This is a genomic window from Alteromonas sp. Cnat3-28 (assembly GCF_022348265.1).
Classification (GTDB): domain Bacteria; phylum Pseudomonadota; class Gammaproteobacteria; order Enterobacterales; family Alteromonadaceae; genus Alteromonas; species Alteromonas macleodii.
On record NZ_JAKREY010000001.1, the window covers coordinates 229,126 to 249,476 of the forward strand.

At 44.1% G+C, this 20,351-nt stretch carries 12 protein-coding genes; 2 read left to right on the forward strand and 10 right to left on the reverse strand.

What is annotated here, in order from left to right; all coding sequences use genetic code 11:
• Positions 1-114: 114 nt before the first annotated feature.
• Positions 115-2,637 carry an acylase gene (locus MHM87_RS01045; RefSeq protein WP_239257538.1) on the reverse strand — a complete coding sequence of 841 codons (2,523 nt, stop codon included), beginning with the start codon at positions 2,635-2,637 and terminating at the stop codon, positions 115-117.
• 240 nt (positions 2,638-2,877) lie between these two features.
• Positions 2,878-5,475 (reverse strand): VolA/Pla-1 family phospholipase, encoded by a 2,598-nt coding sequence (locus MHM87_RS01050; RefSeq protein WP_239257539.1) that lies wholly within the window; start codon positions 5,473-5,475, stop codon positions 2,878-2,880.
• Positions 5,476-5,795: 320 nt separating this feature from the next.
• Here MHM87_RS01050 and MHM87_RS01055 point away from each other — a divergent pair, with 320 nt between their 5' ends.
• Entirely contained in the window at positions 5,796-6,539 is a 744-nt protein-coding gene (locus MHM87_RS01055; RefSeq protein ID WP_014949464.1) for a YciK family oxidoreductase, read from the forward strand.
• Between the two features lie 95 nt (positions 6,540-6,634).
• On the opposite strand, the gene glnS is transcribed toward MHM87_RS01055, so the two are convergent.
• Positions 6,635-8,302 carry a glutamine--tRNA ligase gene (gene glnS / locus MHM87_RS01060; RefSeq protein WP_239257540.1) on the reverse strand — a complete coding sequence of 556 codons (1,668 nt, stop codon included), beginning with the start codon at positions 8,300-8,302 and terminating at the stop codon, positions 6,635-6,637.
• A 296-nt stretch (positions 8,303-8,598) separates the two neighbouring features.
• Here glnS and MHM87_RS01065 point away from each other — a divergent pair, with 296 nt between their 5' ends.
• The gene (locus MHM87_RS01065) at positions 8,599-9,621 is read left to right on the forward strand and encodes a LacI family DNA-binding transcriptional regulator (protein WP_014949462.1); all 1,023 of its coding nucleotides are present in this window, start codon (positions 8,599-8,601) and stop codon (positions 9,619-9,621) included.
• 102 nt (positions 9,622-9,723) lie between these two features.
• Here the strand turns inward: MHM87_RS01065 and MHM87_RS01070 are convergent, their stop codons facing one another.
• From MHM87_RS01070 to MHM87_RS01100, 7 genes are all read right to left on the reverse strand, one after another.
• A complete protein-coding gene (locus MHM87_RS01070; RefSeq protein ID WP_239257541.1) occupies positions 9,724-11,421 on the reverse strand; it encodes an alpha-amylase family glycosyl hydrolase in 1,698 nt (565 codons plus the stop codon).
• A gap of 1 nt (position 11,422) precedes the next feature.
• Positions 11,423-12,904, reverse strand: coding sequence for an MFS transporter (locus MHM87_RS01075; protein WP_239257542.1), 1,482 nt, complete (start codon positions 12,902-12,904; stop codon positions 11,423-11,425).
• A gap of 38 nt (positions 12,905-12,942) precedes the next feature.
• Complete coding sequence (locus MHM87_RS01080; protein WP_239257543.1) at positions 12,943-14,883, reverse strand: glycoside hydrolase family 13 protein; 1,941 nt, start codon at positions 14,881-14,883, stop codon at positions 12,943-12,945.
• Between the two features lie 156 nt (positions 14,884-15,039).
• The gene (locus tag MHM87_RS01085; protein ID WP_239257544.1) at positions 15,040-16,992 is read right to left on the reverse strand and encodes an alpha-amylase family protein; all 1,953 of its coding nucleotides are present in this window, start codon (positions 16,990-16,992) and stop codon (positions 15,040-15,042) included.
• Positions 16,993-17,114: 122 nt separating this feature from the next.
• The gene (locus MHM87_RS01090) at positions 17,115-18,011 is read right to left on the reverse strand and encodes a PEP-CTERM/exosortase system-associated acyltransferase (protein WP_014949457.1); all 897 of its coding nucleotides are present in this window, start codon (positions 18,009-18,011) and stop codon (positions 17,115-17,117) included.
• A gap of 96 nt (positions 18,012-18,107) precedes the next feature.
• A complete protein-coding gene (locus tag MHM87_RS01095; RefSeq protein WP_207198495.1) occupies positions 18,108-18,596 on the reverse strand; it encodes an RNA methyltransferase in 489 nt (162 codons plus the stop codon).
• Positions 18,597-19,380: 784 nt separating this feature from the next.
• Positions 19,381-20,241, reverse strand: a complete 861-nt coding sequence (locus MHM87_RS01100; protein ID WP_014949455.1) for a patatin-like phospholipase family protein — start codon at positions 20,239-20,241, stop codon at positions 19,381-19,383.
• Between the last annotated feature and the right edge of the window lie 110 nt (positions 20,242-20,351).

The following is a 20,351-nucleotide window of genomic DNA, read 5'->3' on the forward strand; positions in this document are numbered from 1 at the left end:
CTCCTAGTAAAATAAAACGGGTAAGCGTCGTTGTTTACCCACAACGTAAATAGCGGCCTTGCTTTGTGAAAAGCAACGCCGCTTTGCTAATTACGTTATAATACCAGTCTCATCTTATTCTGACGATAGGGTAACTTGCTCTATCTTGTTAGCCTCTATCTCCTCGTCAGTAAAGAAGATATCTCTTAGCGTAGGCTGCGTAGAATAAAGCTGAGTTTGGTCTAAGAAGTGTTCACTGCCATACTTGCGAGATTGTGAGTAGGTTAGAATACCCCGTCCCTTGGGGCCTTCATCAGTGAAGTTAATAACCATAGCCCAACTGGTGCCATAGTTAATATGGTAGCCTTCAGCTTCTGCACTCATTATGGTGTTACTATTCACAGGCTCGTAGTTATGACGTGGAAGCAACGTACCGTTCCTGTTGCTTATAACGTCAAACACGTTAAAGCCACCTTCAATATTGTGTGCACCAGCCCATGGTAGTTTGATACCAGACGCCGTGCCATCTGGCAGGCTTCGCTCAACAAACTGAACGTCCCCTAGCGGCGCGTCAAATGCGACACCTGCTTGCTCAATAACTTGAGTTGCTCTTGCCAATTGTTCAAGAGTAACGTCATTTTGCATCAAGCCAGAAGGCGTAGTGACTGGTGATTCTAGTGAAAACGGCGTCTCCCACTGTGGCGCTTGGTTAAACTGGAATGCAAATTCTCTAAACACGTGTGCACCAGTACTTGTAAGGTTCATGGTCCCATCCCAATCCTCCAACGCAGCACAGGCTTGTGAAACATCAACGCTAGTTCCGTCTACATCTACAGGTGTTGAACCTTGCGCGGCGCATAGCGAAAGCAGTGAAGGCAAAATATTCTCTGCTAAATAACTTCTGTTATTAAACAGTAAGCCTTCCACTTCATCTGGCGTAAAGGTTCCGTCACTTCCTGCTTCGTTTTCAATAAACTGTTGACCCATTCTTGAGCGTAGTGTTTGTTGATATTCCACGCTACCAAATAGCGGATTGCTTACAACAATTGGTGAGTTTAAATTAGTTAACCAATAGCTGTCGTTCGAGTTTTGAACTGAATCCGTGCCCTCGTACTTAGGCGCTTCTTCGTATGGAACGGGTCCTTCGAAATCAAACTGCGAAATGTTACCCGGTAATACGGTAAAGCCAGCAGCTGCTTTAGTTTGAATAAGTAACGGGTTTGTAGTTAGTTGCTCAATTGCGGTTTCGGTTAGATTCGGCACGGTTGAATCGTCAATGTAGAATACTTGACCATCATCAGAGGCAGCCATTGTATTATTGAAAATAACACCGTCGTAATCTTTAAACGCCTGCTTAAATTCGTCCATGGATGTCGCCATATTCATGGCAAGCCAATGGTCTACAATATCGAAGTTAGGCAGATTTGCGTCTTTGATGGCAAAGGCATTGTTACCATTCCAATCAAAGTTACCAGGCACTTCAATCATTGGACCGTAGTTGGTGTAATACGCGGTCTTATTAAGCTTAATGGTTTGCCCTCCACCCACTGCGACATCAATTTGAAGTGGCTTTTCATAGATGGTGCGTCTAGTGCCATCAACCATATGGGTAAGGCCAGATTCATCATTTTCGTCGAGGGTCAGCTGATACACAACAAAATGTTCAGCCGTCGAGAAGGTGTGTGTCCATGCAACGTTTTCGTTAAATCCGATATTTACTGCACCAGGCAATCCCATCAACGAGCCACCTGTTACATTCAAGTGTCCGGGTACTTGAGCATGGAAATTCCAAAAGCGTAGGTTTCCTGTGTGAGGAAAATGCGGATTGCCTAAAACCATACCTTTGCCATTGGTCGTTTTATCGCTGCCTAACCCCCAACCATTAGAGCCCATTTCTTGAGGATTTTTTTCAGGCAGACCTACCGTTGGTGAAATCTTAAATGTAGAAGCAACGTCACTTGAGGACGCAGCTGGAGTAGGTAGATAACTCTCACCTTCAGGCGCTGCAATAAACATAGGTCCTAAGAAATTAGCGGCCCCAGGTAATAGCGCCACGCCTAATGAGTACGTTAATAGATCCACACTATCAATTTCAGTGACCCATGGTTGGCCAGCACAGCTTTGATCTTGTTCTTCTACAGGAGTTTCAGCTAAGTACCGGTTGTATCCAGCAGTGTAGCCTTGAAACATTGCACGTGAATTAGCAGACAACCGAGGTAAGTTCTCTTCTGCTAACTCTCTAATACCTAGAGTAAGAAAACCGAAATCGTTAATAAGGTGCTCTGAATCACCGCTACCAGGTACAGTATCTGGACCAAAATACTTAGCTCTCTCAGAGTTATACTTCACAATCTGGTCGGCCAGTACGCAAAGGTTATCGCGTGCAAACGCATAACCCACACCGTAAGCCAAACTTTCTAGGTTATCGGCTTTTACATGCGGAACGCCATAGGTGGTCCAGGTAACATCCGCGGACAGTGTACCGTCAGGAGAAAATGCTGGAATTGGTGCTGGTGTTGGTTCGGGTGTCGAAGGCGTTGTGGGCGCTGGTTGTTCTACGTTAGAAAAGTCGTTATCGTTATCGCCGCACGCACCGAGAAGTGCAGTGAGTGATAACGCAATAAGCGTCCGTTTAGCGTTAAAGGTGTTGTCAATCATCTCAAATGTTCCCTAATGATAAATGAAAAAGGTCAACCACTCTTACCGCACGCGTCTTCAAAGCGGTGTTAATTACAGCATAAGTAAAACTGATCCGACCTGAATTCACACTACATTAACAAATGAAAACATTCAAACAACATTATAATTTTTCTACAAAAAAGCCGGCAATAACGCCGGCTTTCTTTCTATAAAATGTAAGCAGTTGTAACGCTGCCCATTGGAGCAAACTACCCTTGGTTAGTTCGCTACAACACTTTCATCAGAAATTGGCAGTACAAGTGCGTCAGACGCAATATAACCCGCCACTTCTTTTTGCATTTCCGTTGTTACCGCTGCGCTCGCCGCAGGGCTTAAGCTAGAAGCATGAGCACCACTATTGAACTGTACAATTCCGCTAATTGGATCTGTACCAGGACCTTGCGTGGTTGTCACTTGCTCTAAGCCAATGGTCGCTGCCAGAGGAAGCTGACCTGACAATGGTAACGCTGTTGAAATTGGAATAACTTGATCCGGAAGGTTCGCGTCGCTGCCATCACCCACTACGGTCATCATATGAACTGGCGTATTGCTACCCAGTGTCTGAGCGTAGTTAGTAGGGTCTCCTGCATCCATTACCGTTTGCGCAGCAAAAGCAAACTCTGCAAATACTGCATTTACTTGGGCAGCCTGCTCAGCAGTAAGATTTTCTTCGAAAATCGCTACCGCTGCGCGAAGTTGTTCTTCGCTCACATCAGTGGTTTCATACAGTTGATTTAGCAAGGCAACAAACTCTTCAGAAGCCTGAGACAGCAACAGACCTTTGATAAGAGGACCAAACGCGGCTGACTCAATTAGGAACTGAGCAACACCGCCCCCTGGAGACTCAAGAGAAGCTTGCTTGACAGCAAACATGCCATCAAGTGCTGCTAAATCGCCGCCCATCGACGTGTTTGCCACTGAAGCAAAATTACCACCAGTGATAGCGCCTAGAGACACACCCATAATCGATACACGTGACATATCAAACTTAACATTTTGCGCTGCTGTGGTATCGACAACTGCGTTTAGTCCTAAACGTAGACCAAGTAAATCTGACACGCTTTGGCGTAGATTGTCGCGAGCCGTAGGCAAGCTGGCAAGGTTCATATAGTGAGTTGCGCTAACCGTAGTCGCGTTCAGTTCATCTGTACCGTCGCCATTAAGGTCAAAACCGCGGCTACCGTGTAATGGTTGGTCGATTGCTACTGACGCAATACCTGCTAGAGACAGAGTACCAGTGATGGCAAGCATATCTTCTTTTTGGCTGGTAATGCCGTGCGCTAAAATAACCACTGGCCAACCGGCTTCAGGCATGCTGATAGGAAAACCTAAAGCACCTGCAATTGCTGGGTCAGGAATAGTAACCTGAACGTCTAACGTTTCTGTACCCATGTTTCCGCCAGTAGGCTGTGGATATGGGTTGAATTTAGTAATGTTTCTTGCGCTATCTAACATTTCGCCGTTAATACGAACGTCAGCAAGGCCTAGTGAAGAACACATTGCTGCATTAGGACCTGGCTCTGCGTCTGCAAGTAATTCTTGAGGAGCACCAGCTAAAACAATTCCGCTGTCACAAGCTGCCTTCCAGAAATCATTTACTGGAGCAAGTGGGTTCTCTGCACTTGGAACACCCAAGAAATAAGGCAACGCAATATTACCTTCATAACGTTGAGCTGCACAGAATGGACCGGCTTGCGCTAAAATGCCCGTAGAAACACCAACAGCAAATTCGTTCAGCGTACCCCATTGAGCAGAAAGTTGACCAGACGCCGTACCCGCAAGTCCTGCACAAGTTTCTAATAAGCTGAAATCAGTAGCGTCAATCGCTGCTTGAATGTTATCTGGTAGACCTTGTTTACCCTGCTCTACTGCGCCAGCTACAACAGTAGCGTTTACAAGACCAAGTGCTTCCATGGCATTAGGCGCTGCAGATACATCGCTTACCGTGATTGCAGGTAGTGCAGTTGGAGCGGACGGGTCACCGCCAGCAGCCAGCTGTGCAAAACGGCTAATCATGACCTTCTTGATGGTATCAAGCGAGTTGGCAATAGACTGTGTGGTGAAAGCTGACACGTAAGTAATGTCTTCACGGTCGAAACCCGCACCAAGCACTGGATTAACTAACGAATTAACTAAGCCTTGTAATTGAAGCTGTGCTGCACTTGATAGAGGATTAGTGTCGATGTCTTGTCTTACTGAGTCCCACGTAGTTGAACCCTGAACCGATTTGCCAGAAGAGTCTTTCAAATCAGTGGTCATTACTAACATGTAGCCCTGAGCTGCTTTTAGCGGCTTGAGGGGAACAAAAGTGATTGTGTTGCTATCAGCAAGGCTGAGTACGTAATCAACACCAAAGGTAAGTTGATCGCCAAGCTTACAACCCGCAGAAGGTGTTGTAACCTGCGCACAGTCAGGATCACTTTGGTCAAGACCTAACGTTGCTTCAAAAAGCAACACGCCAGAAGATAAGGTACTTGCATCAAGCGATGTGCCGGCAGGTGTTTCTACATTGATTACAAACGGGTGTTGAGTTGACCAACCGTCTAACACGTTGAGTGCATTTTGCGGGTCAGCAAAATCTGTAGGGTCATCGACCGGAATATTCAGTGTGTAATCAAAGAAACCATCATCGCCTGGAAGCATCAGAAGGTCGTTTGGAATGTTCAAGTTCCCATTAGCTGGGTCAAAAACGATTCGTGAAAATGGTGTTTGGACTTCTGTTTCGGCCTGAATGTCGGAAAGGGTTTCATCGGAGCCACCACAGCCTGCTAGACCCAGCGCAAGGGCCACACTGGAACTTAATACGAGTTTTCTCATCTCTACTCCCTACAAGCATTGTTGTTATTCTGTGTCTAAAACTTAACTCTATTAAAAGTAGCTTGGTCTACCCTGTCTTTACAGGCGTAGATGATAGTTTTAAACATGTTAGACCAGTTGTATCTTCCTCAATCTTATTGACTTTGTTGCAACTTTGCAAAGTTTTGTTAACTACTTTTGTTAACTTTTTTTACGTTTGAAGAAATTTTCATTCATTGTTTTACTTGTGAGTCAGGCTGAGTATGATCTGGGGTTTGATTCTTAATTGGGTCTACAGGCCCCAATCATTGCGATATAAATGAACCTTTTGAAGGAAAATGATGAACGATTACAACGCACCAGCGGATTTATTGCGCGATAAAGTTATTCTTATCACCGGGGCTGGCGATGGAATTGGTGCACAAGCCGCAAAAACGTATGCTGCACATGGCGCTATTTGTATTTTATTAGGCCGCACCGTGTCTAAACTTGAAGCTGTGTACGACGACATTGTCGCAGCAGGTGGTCAAGAACCCGCCATTGTTCCTTTAGATATCAAAGGCGCAACGCCCTCTCATTATCAGCAAATGACGCAAACCATTATTGACCAGTTTGGCCGATTAGATGGTGTTCTTCACAATGCGAGTATTTTAGGCCACCTAAGTGCATTTAAAGATATTGATGCGCAAGAATGGCAAGACGTGATGCAAATTAATCTAAATGGCATGGTTTTCATGACACAAGCGCTTATTCCCGCTCTAGAGAAGGCAGAAAGTGCATCGGTAATTTTCACCACCTCTAGCGTAGGCAGAAAAGGTCGCGCATTTTGGGGAACGTACGCCGTATCAAAATTCGCAACAGAAGGCGTTATGCAAACCCTTGCTGATGAATATCGAAATAAGTCACTGCGCTTTAACTGTATTAATCCAGGTGGTACCCGCACACAAATGCGCGCTCAAGCGTTTCCAGCAGAAAACCCTGATACACTAAAAACACCTGAAGATATTATGCCTACGTATCTTTATCTTATGGGCGAAGACAGCAAGGAAACAACCGGACAGTCACTTGATTGCCAACCAAAGTAATTAACGAAAGCAATGTTCCATTAAACAAAAAAACCGCTTAAGCAGCACTTAAGCGGTTTTTTATTTACAGCGCATAAATGGCTAAAGGCCAGTGCCTACTCGCCCATTTTGGCCCATGTATCTCTTAGACCTACAGTGCGGTTAAAGACCGGCTTGTCGTCTGTGCTGTCTTTATCTACACAGAAGTAGCCAGTGCGTTCAAACTGCCATGCTCCTACTTCAGGAACATTGTCTGCCAATCCGGCTTCTACCCAACCGTGTTTTACTTCCAACGAGTCAGGGTTAATCGCATCGGTAAAGTTCTCTTCCGCTGCTGGGTTAGGCACGTTAAACAAGCGGTCGTAAAGCCTAAACTCCGCTGCCTGTGCCGTAGCTGCGTCCACCCAATGAATAACACCTTTAACTTTGCGGCCATCAGCCGGATCTTTACCAAGCGTATCAGGGTCATACGTGCAGTAAACGGTAGTGACATTACCATTTTCATCTTTTTCCACGCGATTAGCTTTAACCACGTAGGCGTTGCGAAGACGAACTTCTTTATCAAGCACTAAGCGCTTAAACTTCTTGTTCGCCGACTCTCGGAAGTCTTCTGCTTCTATATACACTTCGCGACTGAAGCCGATGTTACGCGTACCCATACTTTCATCGTTAGGATGATTGGGCGCAACCAGCGTTTCTGTCTGGCCTTCCTCATAATTTTCGATAACGAGCTTTATTGGATCTAGTACGGCCATTGCGCGAGGAGCATTTGCATTTAGGTCGTCGCGTATGCACGCTTCTAGCATGGACATTTCAACCATGTTGTCCATCTTAGTCACACCAATGCGTTTACAAAACTCAACGATTGAACCCGGTGTGTAGCCGCGACGGCGTAAACCTGCAATGGTAGGCATGCGTGGGTCGTCCCAGCCATGTACATGGTTTTCTTCGACTAACTGAATAAGACGACGCTTGCTTAATACCGTATATTCTAGATTAAGACGTGAGAATTCATACTGTCTTGGCGTGCAGTCGATAGAAATGTTTTCGATAACCCAATCATAAAGACGACGGTTATCCTGGAACTCTAATGTACACAGGGAGTGCGTTATTCCCTCAATGGCGTCTGAGATACAATGTGTAAAATCGTACATTGGATACACGCACCATTTATCACCAGTTTGATGATGGTGAGCATGCTTAACGCGATAAATTACCGGGTCACGCATACACATAAATGGCGATGCCATATCAATTTTCGCACGCAGACTACACTCACCTTCTTTATATTCGCCTGCCGTCATTTTGGCAAACTCACTGAGGTTAGTTTCAACGTCTGTATCGCGATAAGGGCTATTTTGACCAGGCTCTTTAAGTGTGCCACGCATTTCGCGCATAACGTCTTGCGCTGAAAAATCTACATAGGCTAAGCCTTTTTCAATAAGTTCAACGGCGTATGCGTGTAGTTGGTCAAAGTAATTCGATGAATAGCGCGCTTCTCCGTCCCACGTAAATCCAAGCCATTGCACATCTTCCTTAATTGAATTAACGAAGGTAATGTCTTCTTTTGCAGGGTTGGTATCGTCAAAGCGTAAATTGCACGTACCTGTGTAGTCTTGAGCAATACCAAAATTCAAGCAGATAGACTTGGCGTGGCCAATGTGTAAGAAGCCATTCGGCTCTGGTGGAAACCGTGTTTTAATTGCGTCATGTAGACCACTAGACAGGTCTTTATCAATAATCTGACGGATAAAATTGGTCGGACGATGTTCAGTCTCGGCCATTCGCTTGTTCCCCTTATGCACGTAATATTTCAAAATCTCGCTGAGTATAACACTCTCGCAATTACTTCAACCATGTTTTATTCAAAGAAGCCTGACAAGTGATTGAATTAAGAGCGATCTGCAAATACCTTCTAAAACTAAATGCCGTTATGACTTCCAAAATATAAATAAGCACTGACGAAATCGTAACTTTGCGTGGCATTTGAGCGACTGCGTCTCAAAATGCGCGCGTCTTTATAAAAATATGGTAATCTAAATTCGCGACAACAAGGTCGTAGCAGCAAATCATGGTGTTTATGAAAGAAAAAGCAACCTCTTTTGACATTGCCCACTTGGCAGGTGTTTCGCAGTCGACAGTTTCGCGAGCGTTAAATAATAGCCCGCTAGTTAATCAAGAAACTAGAGATCGCGTTCAGCGTATTGCTCGGGAACTCAATTACAAAGTGGATAAAAACGCAAGTAACTTGAGAAAGCAAAAGAGCAGCACAATTGCCCTACTCTTGTTTGAAGATCCTACGTCCGATGATTCGATGATTAATCCGTTCTTCCTAGCGATGCTCGGCAGTATTACCCGCGCGTGTGCGCAAGCAAACTATGATCTGCTTGTGTCCTTCCAAAATTTAGATGATGACTGGCACGCAGAATATGAAGACTCAAATAAGGCTGACGGCATTATTCTATTAGGATATGGCGACTATACTGATTACCAAAACAAAGTCGCGCAACTTGAATCGCAGGGCACCCACTTTGTTCGTTGGGGTGCGCCAGATGAAGCCCACCCAGGGGTTAGTATCGGTTGTGATAACTATCAAGGTGGCCAAAGCATAACGTCACATTTAATTGGCTTGGGTAAAACTTCCTTTGCGTTTATTGGCGACAACGGCGATCACGCCCCTGAATTCAAAGCGCGTTTTAACGGTTATTTTGAAACACTTCAATCTCATGGGCTCGATCAGTCAAGTGTTCAACGCAATGCTATTTCGACTGAGGATGCGGGGTCAGAAGCGGTGAAATCATTGCTGCAAAGTGGCGAACTTCCCCAAGCAATTGTCTGCGCATCAGACCTTATTGCAATGGGCGTGCTTAGAGCGCTGCGCCAGGCAAAAGTGAATGTGCCTGATGATGTAGCCGTGGTTGGCTATGACAATATTGCGGTTTCAGCCTACACCACGCCTTCGCTCACCACTGTTCAGCAAAATACCAAACTGGCGGGAGAGTTATTGGTAAACACCTTATTAAAAGCCATTAACAACGAAGACGTTCAGGATTATTTAATGCCTGCGGATATTATTATTAGGCAGTCATGTGGCAGTGAGTAAGCGTGCGCAAATTACACGCTAGAAATTAAGCAATCACTGATTAACAAAAAGCCCCGGGCGTTAAACAACCACGGGGCTTTTTTATTGTGCGCTAAACACGTTTTATTGGCGGGCCAACTGATGCTTAATTTGAGCAAGTAATGCGCTGTTACTTACTTGACCTTCGCGCACCCATACCTGAACGCCATTGGGCTTAACCGTTGCGGTTAACGCATCACCGAGTTCTACCGTTTGCGTTTCTCCAGATAATTGTTCCGTCCAGTCGCCCGATTGCATAAAGTCACTAACCTCAAAAGATTGTGCGGCATTACCCTTATTAAGTAATACAAGTGCTGTCTGCTGTGTTTCTGCAGTATCAACAACGCGATAAAACGCCGCTTGATGACCGTCAAGTTCAACGTTGACTTGAACACCGCGCTGCAGTGCTACCGTGTTTTTACGCACATTAGCAATCTTTGTTAGCGCCTGTTGAATAGGATGTGTCTTGGCTTGGTCTAGGCGCTCTTGGCCAACATAGTTACGATTGCCAGCATGTTCCGCCGTACCGCGCATGAAGCCAATTTCAGAACCCATGTAGACTACCGGAATGCCTCTTACTGTAAACAACCAATTATGCGCATTAATAAAGCCTTCATCAGTGGCATTAATGCGCGCCATATCGTGGTTATCGTAGAACGTAGTTAATTCATACGGATTGTTATATGGCCCGTGCGTAAGATGAAGCACCGTTTCTAAGTCAGCAAAGTCACTCTCTAGCGGCTTTTCAAATACATTCACCATGGCCTTTTGCATAGGAAAGTCTAATACACTGACGCCCCCATTTTTCGGTAACGTATGTTGGGCAATGTTGTTCGCCTCATAGTCAAATGCTTCGCCAAACATAAAAAAGTCAGGGTTTTGCTCGCGTATACGATCTGACGCTTCACGCCAAAACGCATGAGGTACATGCCTGATTGTATCTATTCTAAATGCATCAGCACCTTGAGAAATCCAATACAAATAGCTGTTGATGAGATAATCGCGTACGGCGGGGTTTTCGTCATCTAGATTAGAAAGCTTGACTAAATCTGGATAGTTGTGAAAAAAGCTATGAAGCGGGTTGTTTTCAGGGTCAAGCTCTTCAGGCGCCAAGTTTTGATGATCAGCAACCAGATTTCCATCACTGTCATATATTTCCCCGTAGCCGGGTAAGTCCTCTTCCATGGTGAAGCTTGGTGTGCCATGATTTGCCACAATATCAAACACGGACTTAAGACCATGCTGACGCATTTTCGCCGTATAGTCACTAACGCTTAAATTGGCGCTAACCAAATGCTCGTCAGCTTTATAGAAATTAGTTGCCCAATAGCCGTGATAACCCGTTTTACCACCGTCTTTAAAGGCACCTCCATAAGTAATGGGTTCATCGCCATTAAACGCATAGTCCGGGTTATCGTGGACAGGCGTCATCCATACTGCTGTGAACCCCATTTCTTTAATATAATCGGCGTTCTTTAAGATACCCTGTAAATCACCGCCCATGTAACCCACATAAGCTTTCTTACCTTCAGGACCTTCTAAGGGCAGTTGCCACGTAGGGTGATCGCCTCCCTGCTCTTCATGATTGTTCGAAGGGTCGCCGTCTACAAAACGATCTGTCACAACAAAGTACACCGCTTCGCTAGCAAATGGCGTAGTGGTACCCACGATAGCGTGGCTGTTTTCTTGTGTATCGTTAGATGAAGGAACAGATGTACTCGAGCAGGCTGAGCAAAATAAACCCGCTAACGTTAATGCGATTGTTGTACGATTAAATGACATATTAAGCTCCCTGCGCTTCTTCAATTTCTTTCTTATCGGTCTCGTTCACGAAGAAAACTGAAACCGCACCAATTAACATAGAAACTCCGGCAACAACGATAATGTACTTTGCGTCGTTGTCGAAAACAGAACTTAGAATCCAACCAGCAGTTAGGCCCGATACAATTTGAGGGGCAGCAACGGTAAAGTTGAAGATACCCATATAAACACCCGTTTTATTTGCAGGTAACGCACCAGCTAGCATAGCGTAAGGCATAGCAAGAATAGCAGCCCACGCAATACCTACGCCTACCATAGGGATTAACAGCTTCACTGCGCCCAAAGGTACTGTTACTTCAGTAATCAGTAAGTTTACGTTGATCATCGTTAGGTCTTGGAATAACAAGAAGCTTACGTAGCTCAGGCCACCTAGCGCTAAAGACGAAGCGTAAACCGTTTTGCGACCAAACTTGTCAGCAAGTTTTGCCAAGAAAATAGAAAAAATAGCAGCAAATACCGAATACGCAGCAAATAGAATCCCTACCCAATCACCAGCAGCTCCCTTGGCCATGATGATGGTTTCAGGCACCATCGGGGCTGCAGCAATATAACTTGGATCAAACCACTGCTTATCTACATTCCATATATGTTGCGTAATAGCAGGTGTGGTATATACCCACATAATAAAGAGCGCAAACCACGAGAAAAACTGCACGACAGCAAGTTGTTTCATCGTCTTTGGCATATCTTTTACTAACGTAAAAAACTCACTTAAGCGTTGTCCTAGCGGTGCTTTAGGCGCTTTTTCATTTGCAGGCTGCTCTTCGGTAAGCCCTTTATAGCGGTTGTATTCATCTGGTGCGTATTCTTTGGTACGAACTACCGTCCAAATGACCGTACCAAGCAGTACTGTAGCGCCAATGTAGAAAGCCCAAACAACAGAAGGTGCAACCTCACCCATTTGTGCCGTATTTTCAAGGCCAATAACATTGGTAAGTACAAATGGCAGTATTGAGCCGATAACTGCGCCTATATTAATCAGTAACGACTGAATCGAATAGCCAACATTACGTTGTGACGGCGGTACCATGTCTGACACCAATGAGCGGAACGGCTGAAAGCATACGTTAAACGACGCGTCCATCAGTGCAACCATTAACGCGCCCATTACCATAGGTGCCAAGAAGGCAACAAATATCGGCGCATTGGGCAGTAAAATCATACCCAATACTGCGGCGATTGCACCAGCAAGAATGAACGGGCGGCGTCGACCTAATCGATTCCACGTTCTATCAGATGCTGAGCCAACAATTGGTTGAACGATTAACCCCATGATTGGCGCGACGAGCCAAAATAGTGATAGCGAGTGAAGGTCTGCCCCTAAGTCTGAAAGGATCCGACTTACGTTTGCGTTTTGCAGTGCAAAACCGAATTGAACACCTAGAAAGCCAAAGCTGACGTTCCATATTTGCCAGAAAGAAAGGCGTGGTTGAGTTGCTTGCATACTTTGCTCTATTTATTGTTTTACTATAGTTAATACGATTACTGCACAATGAAAACACTAGCAGACATTGCTGGTAAGCTTAAGGTATCCGTCGTCTTAAAAGATATCCCATCGCTAACTCGTGTTAACGTCTGGTGTGTGCTTAGCACCTCTGCATACTTATTTAGAGGCAGGTCCACTGGCTTTTTATTTAAGATGACCAATATTTTATCAGACTGATTAGTATTTGATTTATCTGCACCACTGGCTGAATCGACATTTACCTCTCGAATATAGGTATAAACCCCATTCTCCGGTGCAAAATGCTTCAACAGGCCTTTAAACTGCAAAGGGTGTGATTTACGCAGTTGAAGTAAGCCCTTCACACGCTGCTGTGCCCAACGCTCATCATCCGTTAAACCGTGCCCGGTAAAAGCGTTTTTGTCATTGTCCGAAGGCCACCCGCCTGGAAAGTCAGAACGAATAATACCGTGGTCTTCACTGCCTTCGTTACCCATTAAAATTTCTGTACCGTAAAAAACTTGTGGAATACCGCGCGTAGTGAGCAATAGCGTCATCGCCATATTCCATTTGTCTTTATCATGACCGAGCTGAGTAAAAATGCGGCTCATATCGTGGTTATCAGGAAAGATGACCAAATTATTCGGGTCGCCATACAAAAAGTCAGTAGCTAAGGTTTCGTATACAGAGATGAAGCCAGAATTCCAGCTTTCGTCATTGCTCAACGCTTCAACGACTGCGGCTTGAAGCGGGAAATCCATAACCGATGGTAGAGCGCTATCGTAATCATCGTGGCGGTGGCTACCCGCCTGCCAATATGCCGTGATTGCGGGGTTAACTGACCACTCTTCCCCTACTATATTGAAATTCGGGTACTCGTCCATTATGCGGTTTGTCCATTGGCTCAAAAACGCCTTATCAGGATAGGAGTACGTATCCACACGTATTCCACTTAGCCCAGCGCTTTCAACCCACCAAATCGCGTTTTGAATAAGGTAGTTCGCTAAATGCGGATTGCGCTGATTTAAGTCCGGCATGGTTGGCACAAACCAACCATCGCTAAACCCTTTTATATCGCTTGCTATGGCGTGAGGGTCGTGAAGAGCTTCACGCTTGTGGGTTGTCCCTACAAACTTACCGTTGTTATTGATCCAGTTGTGTGACGGCGTATCTTTCATCCATAAATGATTACTGCCTATATGGTTAAGTACCATATCCATTATAATGCCAAGACCCTTTGATTTAGCTTCAGTGCTTAACGCAATAAAATCGTCATTAGAACCAAATCTAGGGTCTATTTTGTAGTAGTCCGTGGTGGAATAGCCATGATAACTGTATTTATCCATGGCATTTTCGAGCATGGGCATTGTCCATATTTGAGTAAAGCCCATATCCTGAATGTAGTTGAGGTTATCAACAATACCTTGAATGTCACCACCGTGACGACCACCTTTGAATGAACGGTCTGCGGGATCGCCATAACCCTTAACATTATCATTTTCCACATTACCATTGGCATATCTGTCGGGGGCAATAAGATAAATAGCATCTTGAGGCCCAAAGCCTTCGCGCGACGCTGAGCCTTGTGCTCTTTTTTCTAACGTGTAAGTTAAATCACGGGTCGTACCATCGCTGTCAGTAAGCCTGATAACTAGTTCTTGGGCACTAACATTCGACGTGTCTAGCGTTACGAATAGATAGTTTTCACTATCAAGGGCTTGGCTATGCTTAACTCTTACATCGCCTTTCGCTATTGAAACAGTGTCATCGGCAACACCATCACCATAAAGCATCAATTCTACATTACTGTTTTGCATACCAACCCACCAATTCGGCGGGTAAACATCAATGCCACTGTTTGCAGATGATTGAACTGAGAACAAAGGAAATGTAGTGATACAGCTGAGGAGAAGCGGAATTGCGCGCTTTTGGATTTTTTTATGACCACTGTCATTAGTTACACGATTACGTTTTGGCACATCAACCCCATGTTAAAAATACGTTAAGTACAAGATGGTGATGAGATACTACCTTGCCCGTCCGATCTGACCAATGCTCTGCATACGTATTCACGAAACACCATGTAAAAAAACATGGTGTTTCGCGTTAACTCAGCAGCAAGTGATAAAACCTAATTAGAAGGCGAATACTTTAGTCTCAAGCCCTTCCAATGAGAACGAAGCGTTGTAGTTAATGCCCGCTTTTTCTAGTGTTATGCCTTCATGAGAAAGCATAGGCGCTAGCGTGATCCGATCGCTATCTTTACCTAAAACATTTGAAGGAACAACAAGCTTCATTGCACCTGTAGGCTTATCGTTAAAATTAGCCACAACCACAAATCCGTGCTCACCTTGCGCGCGCACAAAAGCAAATTGCTGCTCAGTATAGGCTGAATCTTTCACATCAAGATTGAGCGCGTGTAGGCTTTGATATTCACCTGTAACAGCAGGGTTTGTGGCAGCAATAGCCATCACGTCTTGATAAAATTGGTGAAGTGCTTTTTCATCTTCGGTAGATTTGCCTGCATCAAACTTACCGTCGTTCATAAAACGCTGATGGGCAGGAACACCTACATAATCGAAAATTGACGTACGTGTTGGATCTCCAAAACCCGTCTCCTCGCTACCGTCTTCACCCACATCTTGACCAAAGTACAACAACGTAGGCGAACTGCTAATAAGCGCACTCACTGCAAGCGCGGGTTTACCTTTCTGGGCACTACCGGCAAAGTCGGGGCTGGCGATACGTTGTTCGTCGTGATTTTCTAAAAAATGAAGCATATGCGGGGCGATATCATTGATTTCATTATGAATAGTAACCAGTGTGCTTACTTCTCCACTCCCCTGCATAATCGTTTTTACTGTGTCGTAGAAACCCACCTTGTCGTAAAGGTAGTCCATTTTGCCTTGGTGGATATACTCGCGATACTTATCTGGTTGATAAACTTCCGCTAGCAAGAACGCATTAGGTGCCTTTTGTTTAATACTGCTATTTAGAAACGACCAAAACTCGACAGGGACCATTTCGGCCATATCGTAGCGGAAACCGTCGACACCTTTATCTATCCAATAATGTGCAATATCTCTGAATTTATACCACGAATCTGGTACGTCTTTTCCTTGCCAAAATGCGGCATGTTCTTCAAAAGACTTATCACTGTACTCTTCAGGTAAAACTGGAAAGTCGTAGGTGCCGTCAGGCTTCACGCCATAGTTCACTTTTACGGTCTCATACCAGTCGTTTATATCCGGTTTCGAAGCTCTAGCACCGTTGCCTGTCCATTTTGCTGGAAACTCTTCGAACTTACCGTCAGATAGTGGATGCTTTTCACCACCTAGAGGTTGATAGTTATCAGCTGTGGGCACTTGAAACGCTTCACCTACTACATAGTAAAAGTTGTTATCACGGGCGTATTCAACAGACGTGTCGTCGTGCGCGCCGAAATCACTTACACCTTCAGGTGCAGAAAGTGAATGGTAATCACGGGCGACATGATTAGGCACGATATCGATAATAACCTTCATTCCCGCTGCGTGAGTCCTGGCGATTAGCGCTTCAAATTCTTCTAAACGCTTGGCTGGATCATCGGCTAGGTCTGGATTAACGTTGTAGTAATCTTTAACTGCGTAGGGAGAGCCCGCTCTGCCTTTCACTACATCTGGGTCGTCGTTTGAAATACCAAATTCAGTGTAGTCATTAATCACCGCATGGTGAGGCACACCGGTATACCAGATATGACTGGTTCCCAAAGATTTTATGGCCTTTAGCGCTTCGGGAGTAAAATCACTAAACTTACCTACCCCATTGTGCTCAATTGTGCCCCAAGGCTGGTTATTTGTATTCGTGTTTCCAAACAAGCGAGTAAAAACTTGATAAACAACAGGTTTACCTTGCCTTTCAGCCGAATCGTTTAGCGTCGAACTTTCACTGCTTTGATCAGATGGTTTCAGGCTAGCGTCTTTGGTCACCGGTTTTAGATTATTCACTGAAGAGGTCGGCCCTGTACACGCTGTTAATCCAATTGACAGGATAGCAATTGACAAGGGTTTAAGACAAAAACGAAATTGGAAATTTGGCATGGTAATCATTGTGATAAACGTAAATTATGCCAACAGGATACGCGTTAACTGAATGTTAAAAAACATGCATACGTATTCAAACATAAAAAAACCGCCTGACGAGGCGGCTTAGTATTCCAGATAGCATGGTGTCATGCTGCATGGGCTATGCGAAGCGGCTTTCGAGTATGCTCAATGGTGGGAACGGCCACATCGCCAATAGCTTGTAACGCACTATTTAGTTCTGAATGAATCTTTCTGTGAAAACCTTTTAGTGGTTTTGCTAAATCATCAAGCAGTACGTGCGGTGACAATCTATATGGCATACGTTTGCCATTGAATTCAATAGCTTCACCTACTGGATTAAAATGAATACCGAATGCCTTCATTCTTCTTGCTAACTTAGGCTCCATTAGCACATAGGCATGCTTAACGTTTAAATGAAGGCACACACTCGTTGCCATTAAGTACAGCGCAATTGAAAGATAAGGAAAATGCTCAACGTTAAATGGAACATTTTTCTTTTGTTTAACTTTTTCAATTTTTTCAGAGGGTAGGATTTTAGAGCGTAACTGTCGCACTCTAAATTCTCTCGGTATTGCAAGGCGAGAGATTTCACAGACGCTTTGTGGAGACAAGTTTGAAGGTAGCAATGCACCATCGCCAATTACTTCCGCACACTTTTCTTCTAATGGAAGTGCCAAGCCAGCTTCAGTTGGCAAGACCAACCTTATCGTGCCTGCACACTCTCCTGTTGGCAAATGCTTGATGTAGCAATTGATCGCGCGATCATCAAACTTGTCTTTTTCTAATGCAGTGGCATTTTTCTGCTCGAAGTTCATTTCTTCACAATACACTTTGTGTCGCGTTTTATAACTCACCTGCTTTTCACTTTCTTCGTTAGCAATCACAAGTTCGTAACGGCTAAAGAAGAAATTAGAAATACTCTCTTCGAGTGAGAAACGACTAGGGAGTACCCTAGAAAATGTTTGTGGTAGTCGACTCAGTTTGTTAGACACGGCGCCATTAAACGCTCGAACTGCGCTCATTGTTCTCATCTTCAACGCAAAGCTCCCCTGATTTAATTTATTATTAGGCTTGTGGGTAACTTCCTGTTCGCAACGACAGCCTTAGTTATTTAATTACTATTTAATCTTAGATTTGTTATTCGTATCTCTACTTTGTCTGATAAGTGCATCCCCACTTACGTAATCAGACTTTGACAGACGGTCATACAGCAACACATTTGCTGTGGCCGCTAAATTCATGCATGAAAAAGTAGGAACGTAGACAACATGATCGCACCAAGACAAAACGTCTTCGCCAATACTGCCATCTTCAGGACCTAGCAAGTAAAACGCATTGCTCGGGTGCTCAAACAAAGGTAGTGGTGTAGCACCCTCTACCAGTTCAACCGCTACGACTGACGCACCTTCAGGCACTACTTCTTTTAAGTCGTCGACCCCAATGGTCGGAATGACTTTATGAAACGCTTTCGTATCCGCATTAAAATCTTTAGCAAATCGATAGCGCTGACCAGTATAAAAAACGCTGGCCACACCATAACAACCTGCAGCTCGCAGTATAGAAGCAACATTTACGGGATTTTTCGGGTTTATTAACCCAATTGACATTTTCTGATTCGCAATTTGCACGTTTGTATTTATTTTATTTTTTATTCAGCATTTGATATTGCCACGTTCTTTATCACGCTTCTAGACAGGTTAGCGTAAACTAACCTTAAGTATGATTAAATTTATCTAAAAAGCGGTAGACACAAAACTCGCGATTCAACTATGCCAATAAGCATTTCTGCCAATGAGCATTGGTCTCCTCTTGTTATCGAGAAGCACGTGATATTGCAAAGCGTGGTCGATTATAATTTCTATATTTTAATAACGTGTGACAGTTTGGTCTATTTACTCAATCCCTTTTTTAAGAAGGATTTAATGTTGAGATAAATGAACCACCTGACATCTTCGCATCGTTAAAAAAACAGCGTTTATTGCCACCTGTTCAGCAAGATGCAGACCAGTTTAATGAAAATATTGCACATTGCCTGCAAAGTTTACATAAGAATGCTTCATAAACTCGATAAAATTCATTTTTTTCAAAATGTTACTAAAATAGGAAAAATGGCAACTTATGTTCAAACGGGAAGACAAAAGCGCTAGTTATAAGCGATGTAAGGGAAATAGCGTTGCTAAATTCAACAATTCACGATGTGTAAGACTGGTACTAGAAGTAAGAATTAGTAACTTAAGTTTAAACTGTTGCCAAATTGAAACAGGCTAAAATACTGAAAATTAGAGTTTTATTGGAGATAAAAAAAAGCTTGGAAAAAAAACCAAGCTATATAAGCCTTTTGTTGCGATTTGCATACAGGCTTTGTACAGAAAGAAGAAATCAGTTCGGTAGCTATGCGCTTTTGCGCTGTCTTTCCACTGAATTCTCATAGCAATGTTTAAGATAGCGTCTTGCCATGCGCCGCCCTTGACCGTAGCCTCGCAATAACTTCTTCTTATCCATAGTTAAACGCTTAACGCAAAAAGCTTCATCAGGCGCTATCACACGGATTGTGCAGTCGTCGGGTGGATTATTGAGAAAAGCTAACGTTTCGTTATAAATGGCTGCACGCTGCAACATCTTATCGAGTAGCGCAGGCTGGTTGCCATACATCTTTTGCATTAGCCAAACAGACTTTACTTCTGGTTTTGTAAAACCTAACGGTTGAGAAAGAATAACCGTGATATCCTTCGCACCCATTTTGTATGCTTGGATAGCAGGTATTGCATCTGCCACTCCCCCGTCCAAGTATCGCGTACCGTTTATTGAAATTTCGTCTCGGTATGCAGTTGGCAACGCACAGGAAGCTACCATTAAATCATCAACATTATCTTTGGTGGCTTGTATATATTCACATTCACCTGACTCTGCATTAGTAATCCCAACATACAGTGGCATGCTGCTTTTTTCACCTGGTGCAGGAATATTCATGGACTGTTTAGAGTGATGCCATAGCCAATGAACATCTGTCATGTGCCCACCTTTTATGAAACGAAGCGGGCTAAAAAACTCCCTCTTTGTGGCGTATTGCGTGATGATGGTTTTACTAAGCCCATGCATTTTCGACACGTAGGTTGAAAGATTAGTTGCGCCAGCTGAAACACCAATCGCAAAGTCGAACGAATGGTAGTCATGTTCCATGAATTTATCTAACACGCCTGCTGCAAAAACTCCGCGCATAGCGCCACCTTCAACAACAAGTGCACGTTTCATTTTCATCTCCTTTTGAATAAATTCAACCACTCTGGTACGACCACTATTTTCTTGGTGATACTACTAGAGAATCAAGAGATATGCCAAAAACAAAAAAACCGCGAACTACG

Bases quoted from the DNA above. Each gene is read 5' to 3' on its own strand.
- MHM87_RS01045 (WP_239257538.1), bottom strand. From the start codon at position 2,637: ATGATTGACAACACCTTTAACGCTAAACGGACGCTTATTGCGTTATCA.
- MHM87_RS01050 (WP_239257539.1), bottom strand. From the start codon at position 5,475: ATGAGAAAACTCGTATTAAGTTCCAGTGTGGCCCTTGCGCTGGGTCTA.
- MHM87_RS01055 (WP_014949464.1), top strand. From the start codon at position 5,796: ATGAACGATTACAACGCACCAGCGGATTTATTGCGCGATAAAGTTATT.
- glnS (WP_239257540.1), bottom strand. From the start codon at position 8,302: ATGGCCGAGACTGAACATCGTCCGACCAATTTTATCCGTCAGATTATT.
- MHM87_RS01065 (WP_014949462.1), top strand. From the start codon at position 8,599: ATGAAAGAAAAAGCAACCTCTTTTGACATTGCCCACTTGGCAGGTGTT.
- MHM87_RS01070 (WP_239257541.1), bottom strand. From the start codon at position 11,421: ATGTCATTTAATCGTACAACAATCGCATTAACGTTAGCGGGTTTATTT.
- MHM87_RS01075 (WP_239257542.1), bottom strand. From the start codon at position 12,904: ATGCAAGCAACTCAACCACGCCTTTCTTTCTGGCAAATATGGAACGTC.
- MHM87_RS01085 (WP_239257544.1), bottom strand. From the start codon at position 16,992: ATGATTACCATGCCAAATTTCCAATTTCGTTTTTGTCTTAAACCCTTG.
- MHM87_RS01090 (WP_014949457.1), bottom strand. From the start codon at position 18,011: ATGAGCGCAGTTCGAGCGTTTAATGGCGCCGTGTCTAACAAACTGAGT.
- MHM87_RS01095 (WP_207198495.1), bottom strand. From the start codon at position 18,596: ATGTCAATTGGGTTAATAAACCCGAAAAATCCCGTAAATGTTGCTTCT.
- MHM87_RS01100 (WP_014949455.1), bottom strand. From the start codon at position 20,241: ATGAAACGTGCACTTGTTGTTGAAGGTGGCGCTATGCGCGGAGTTTTT.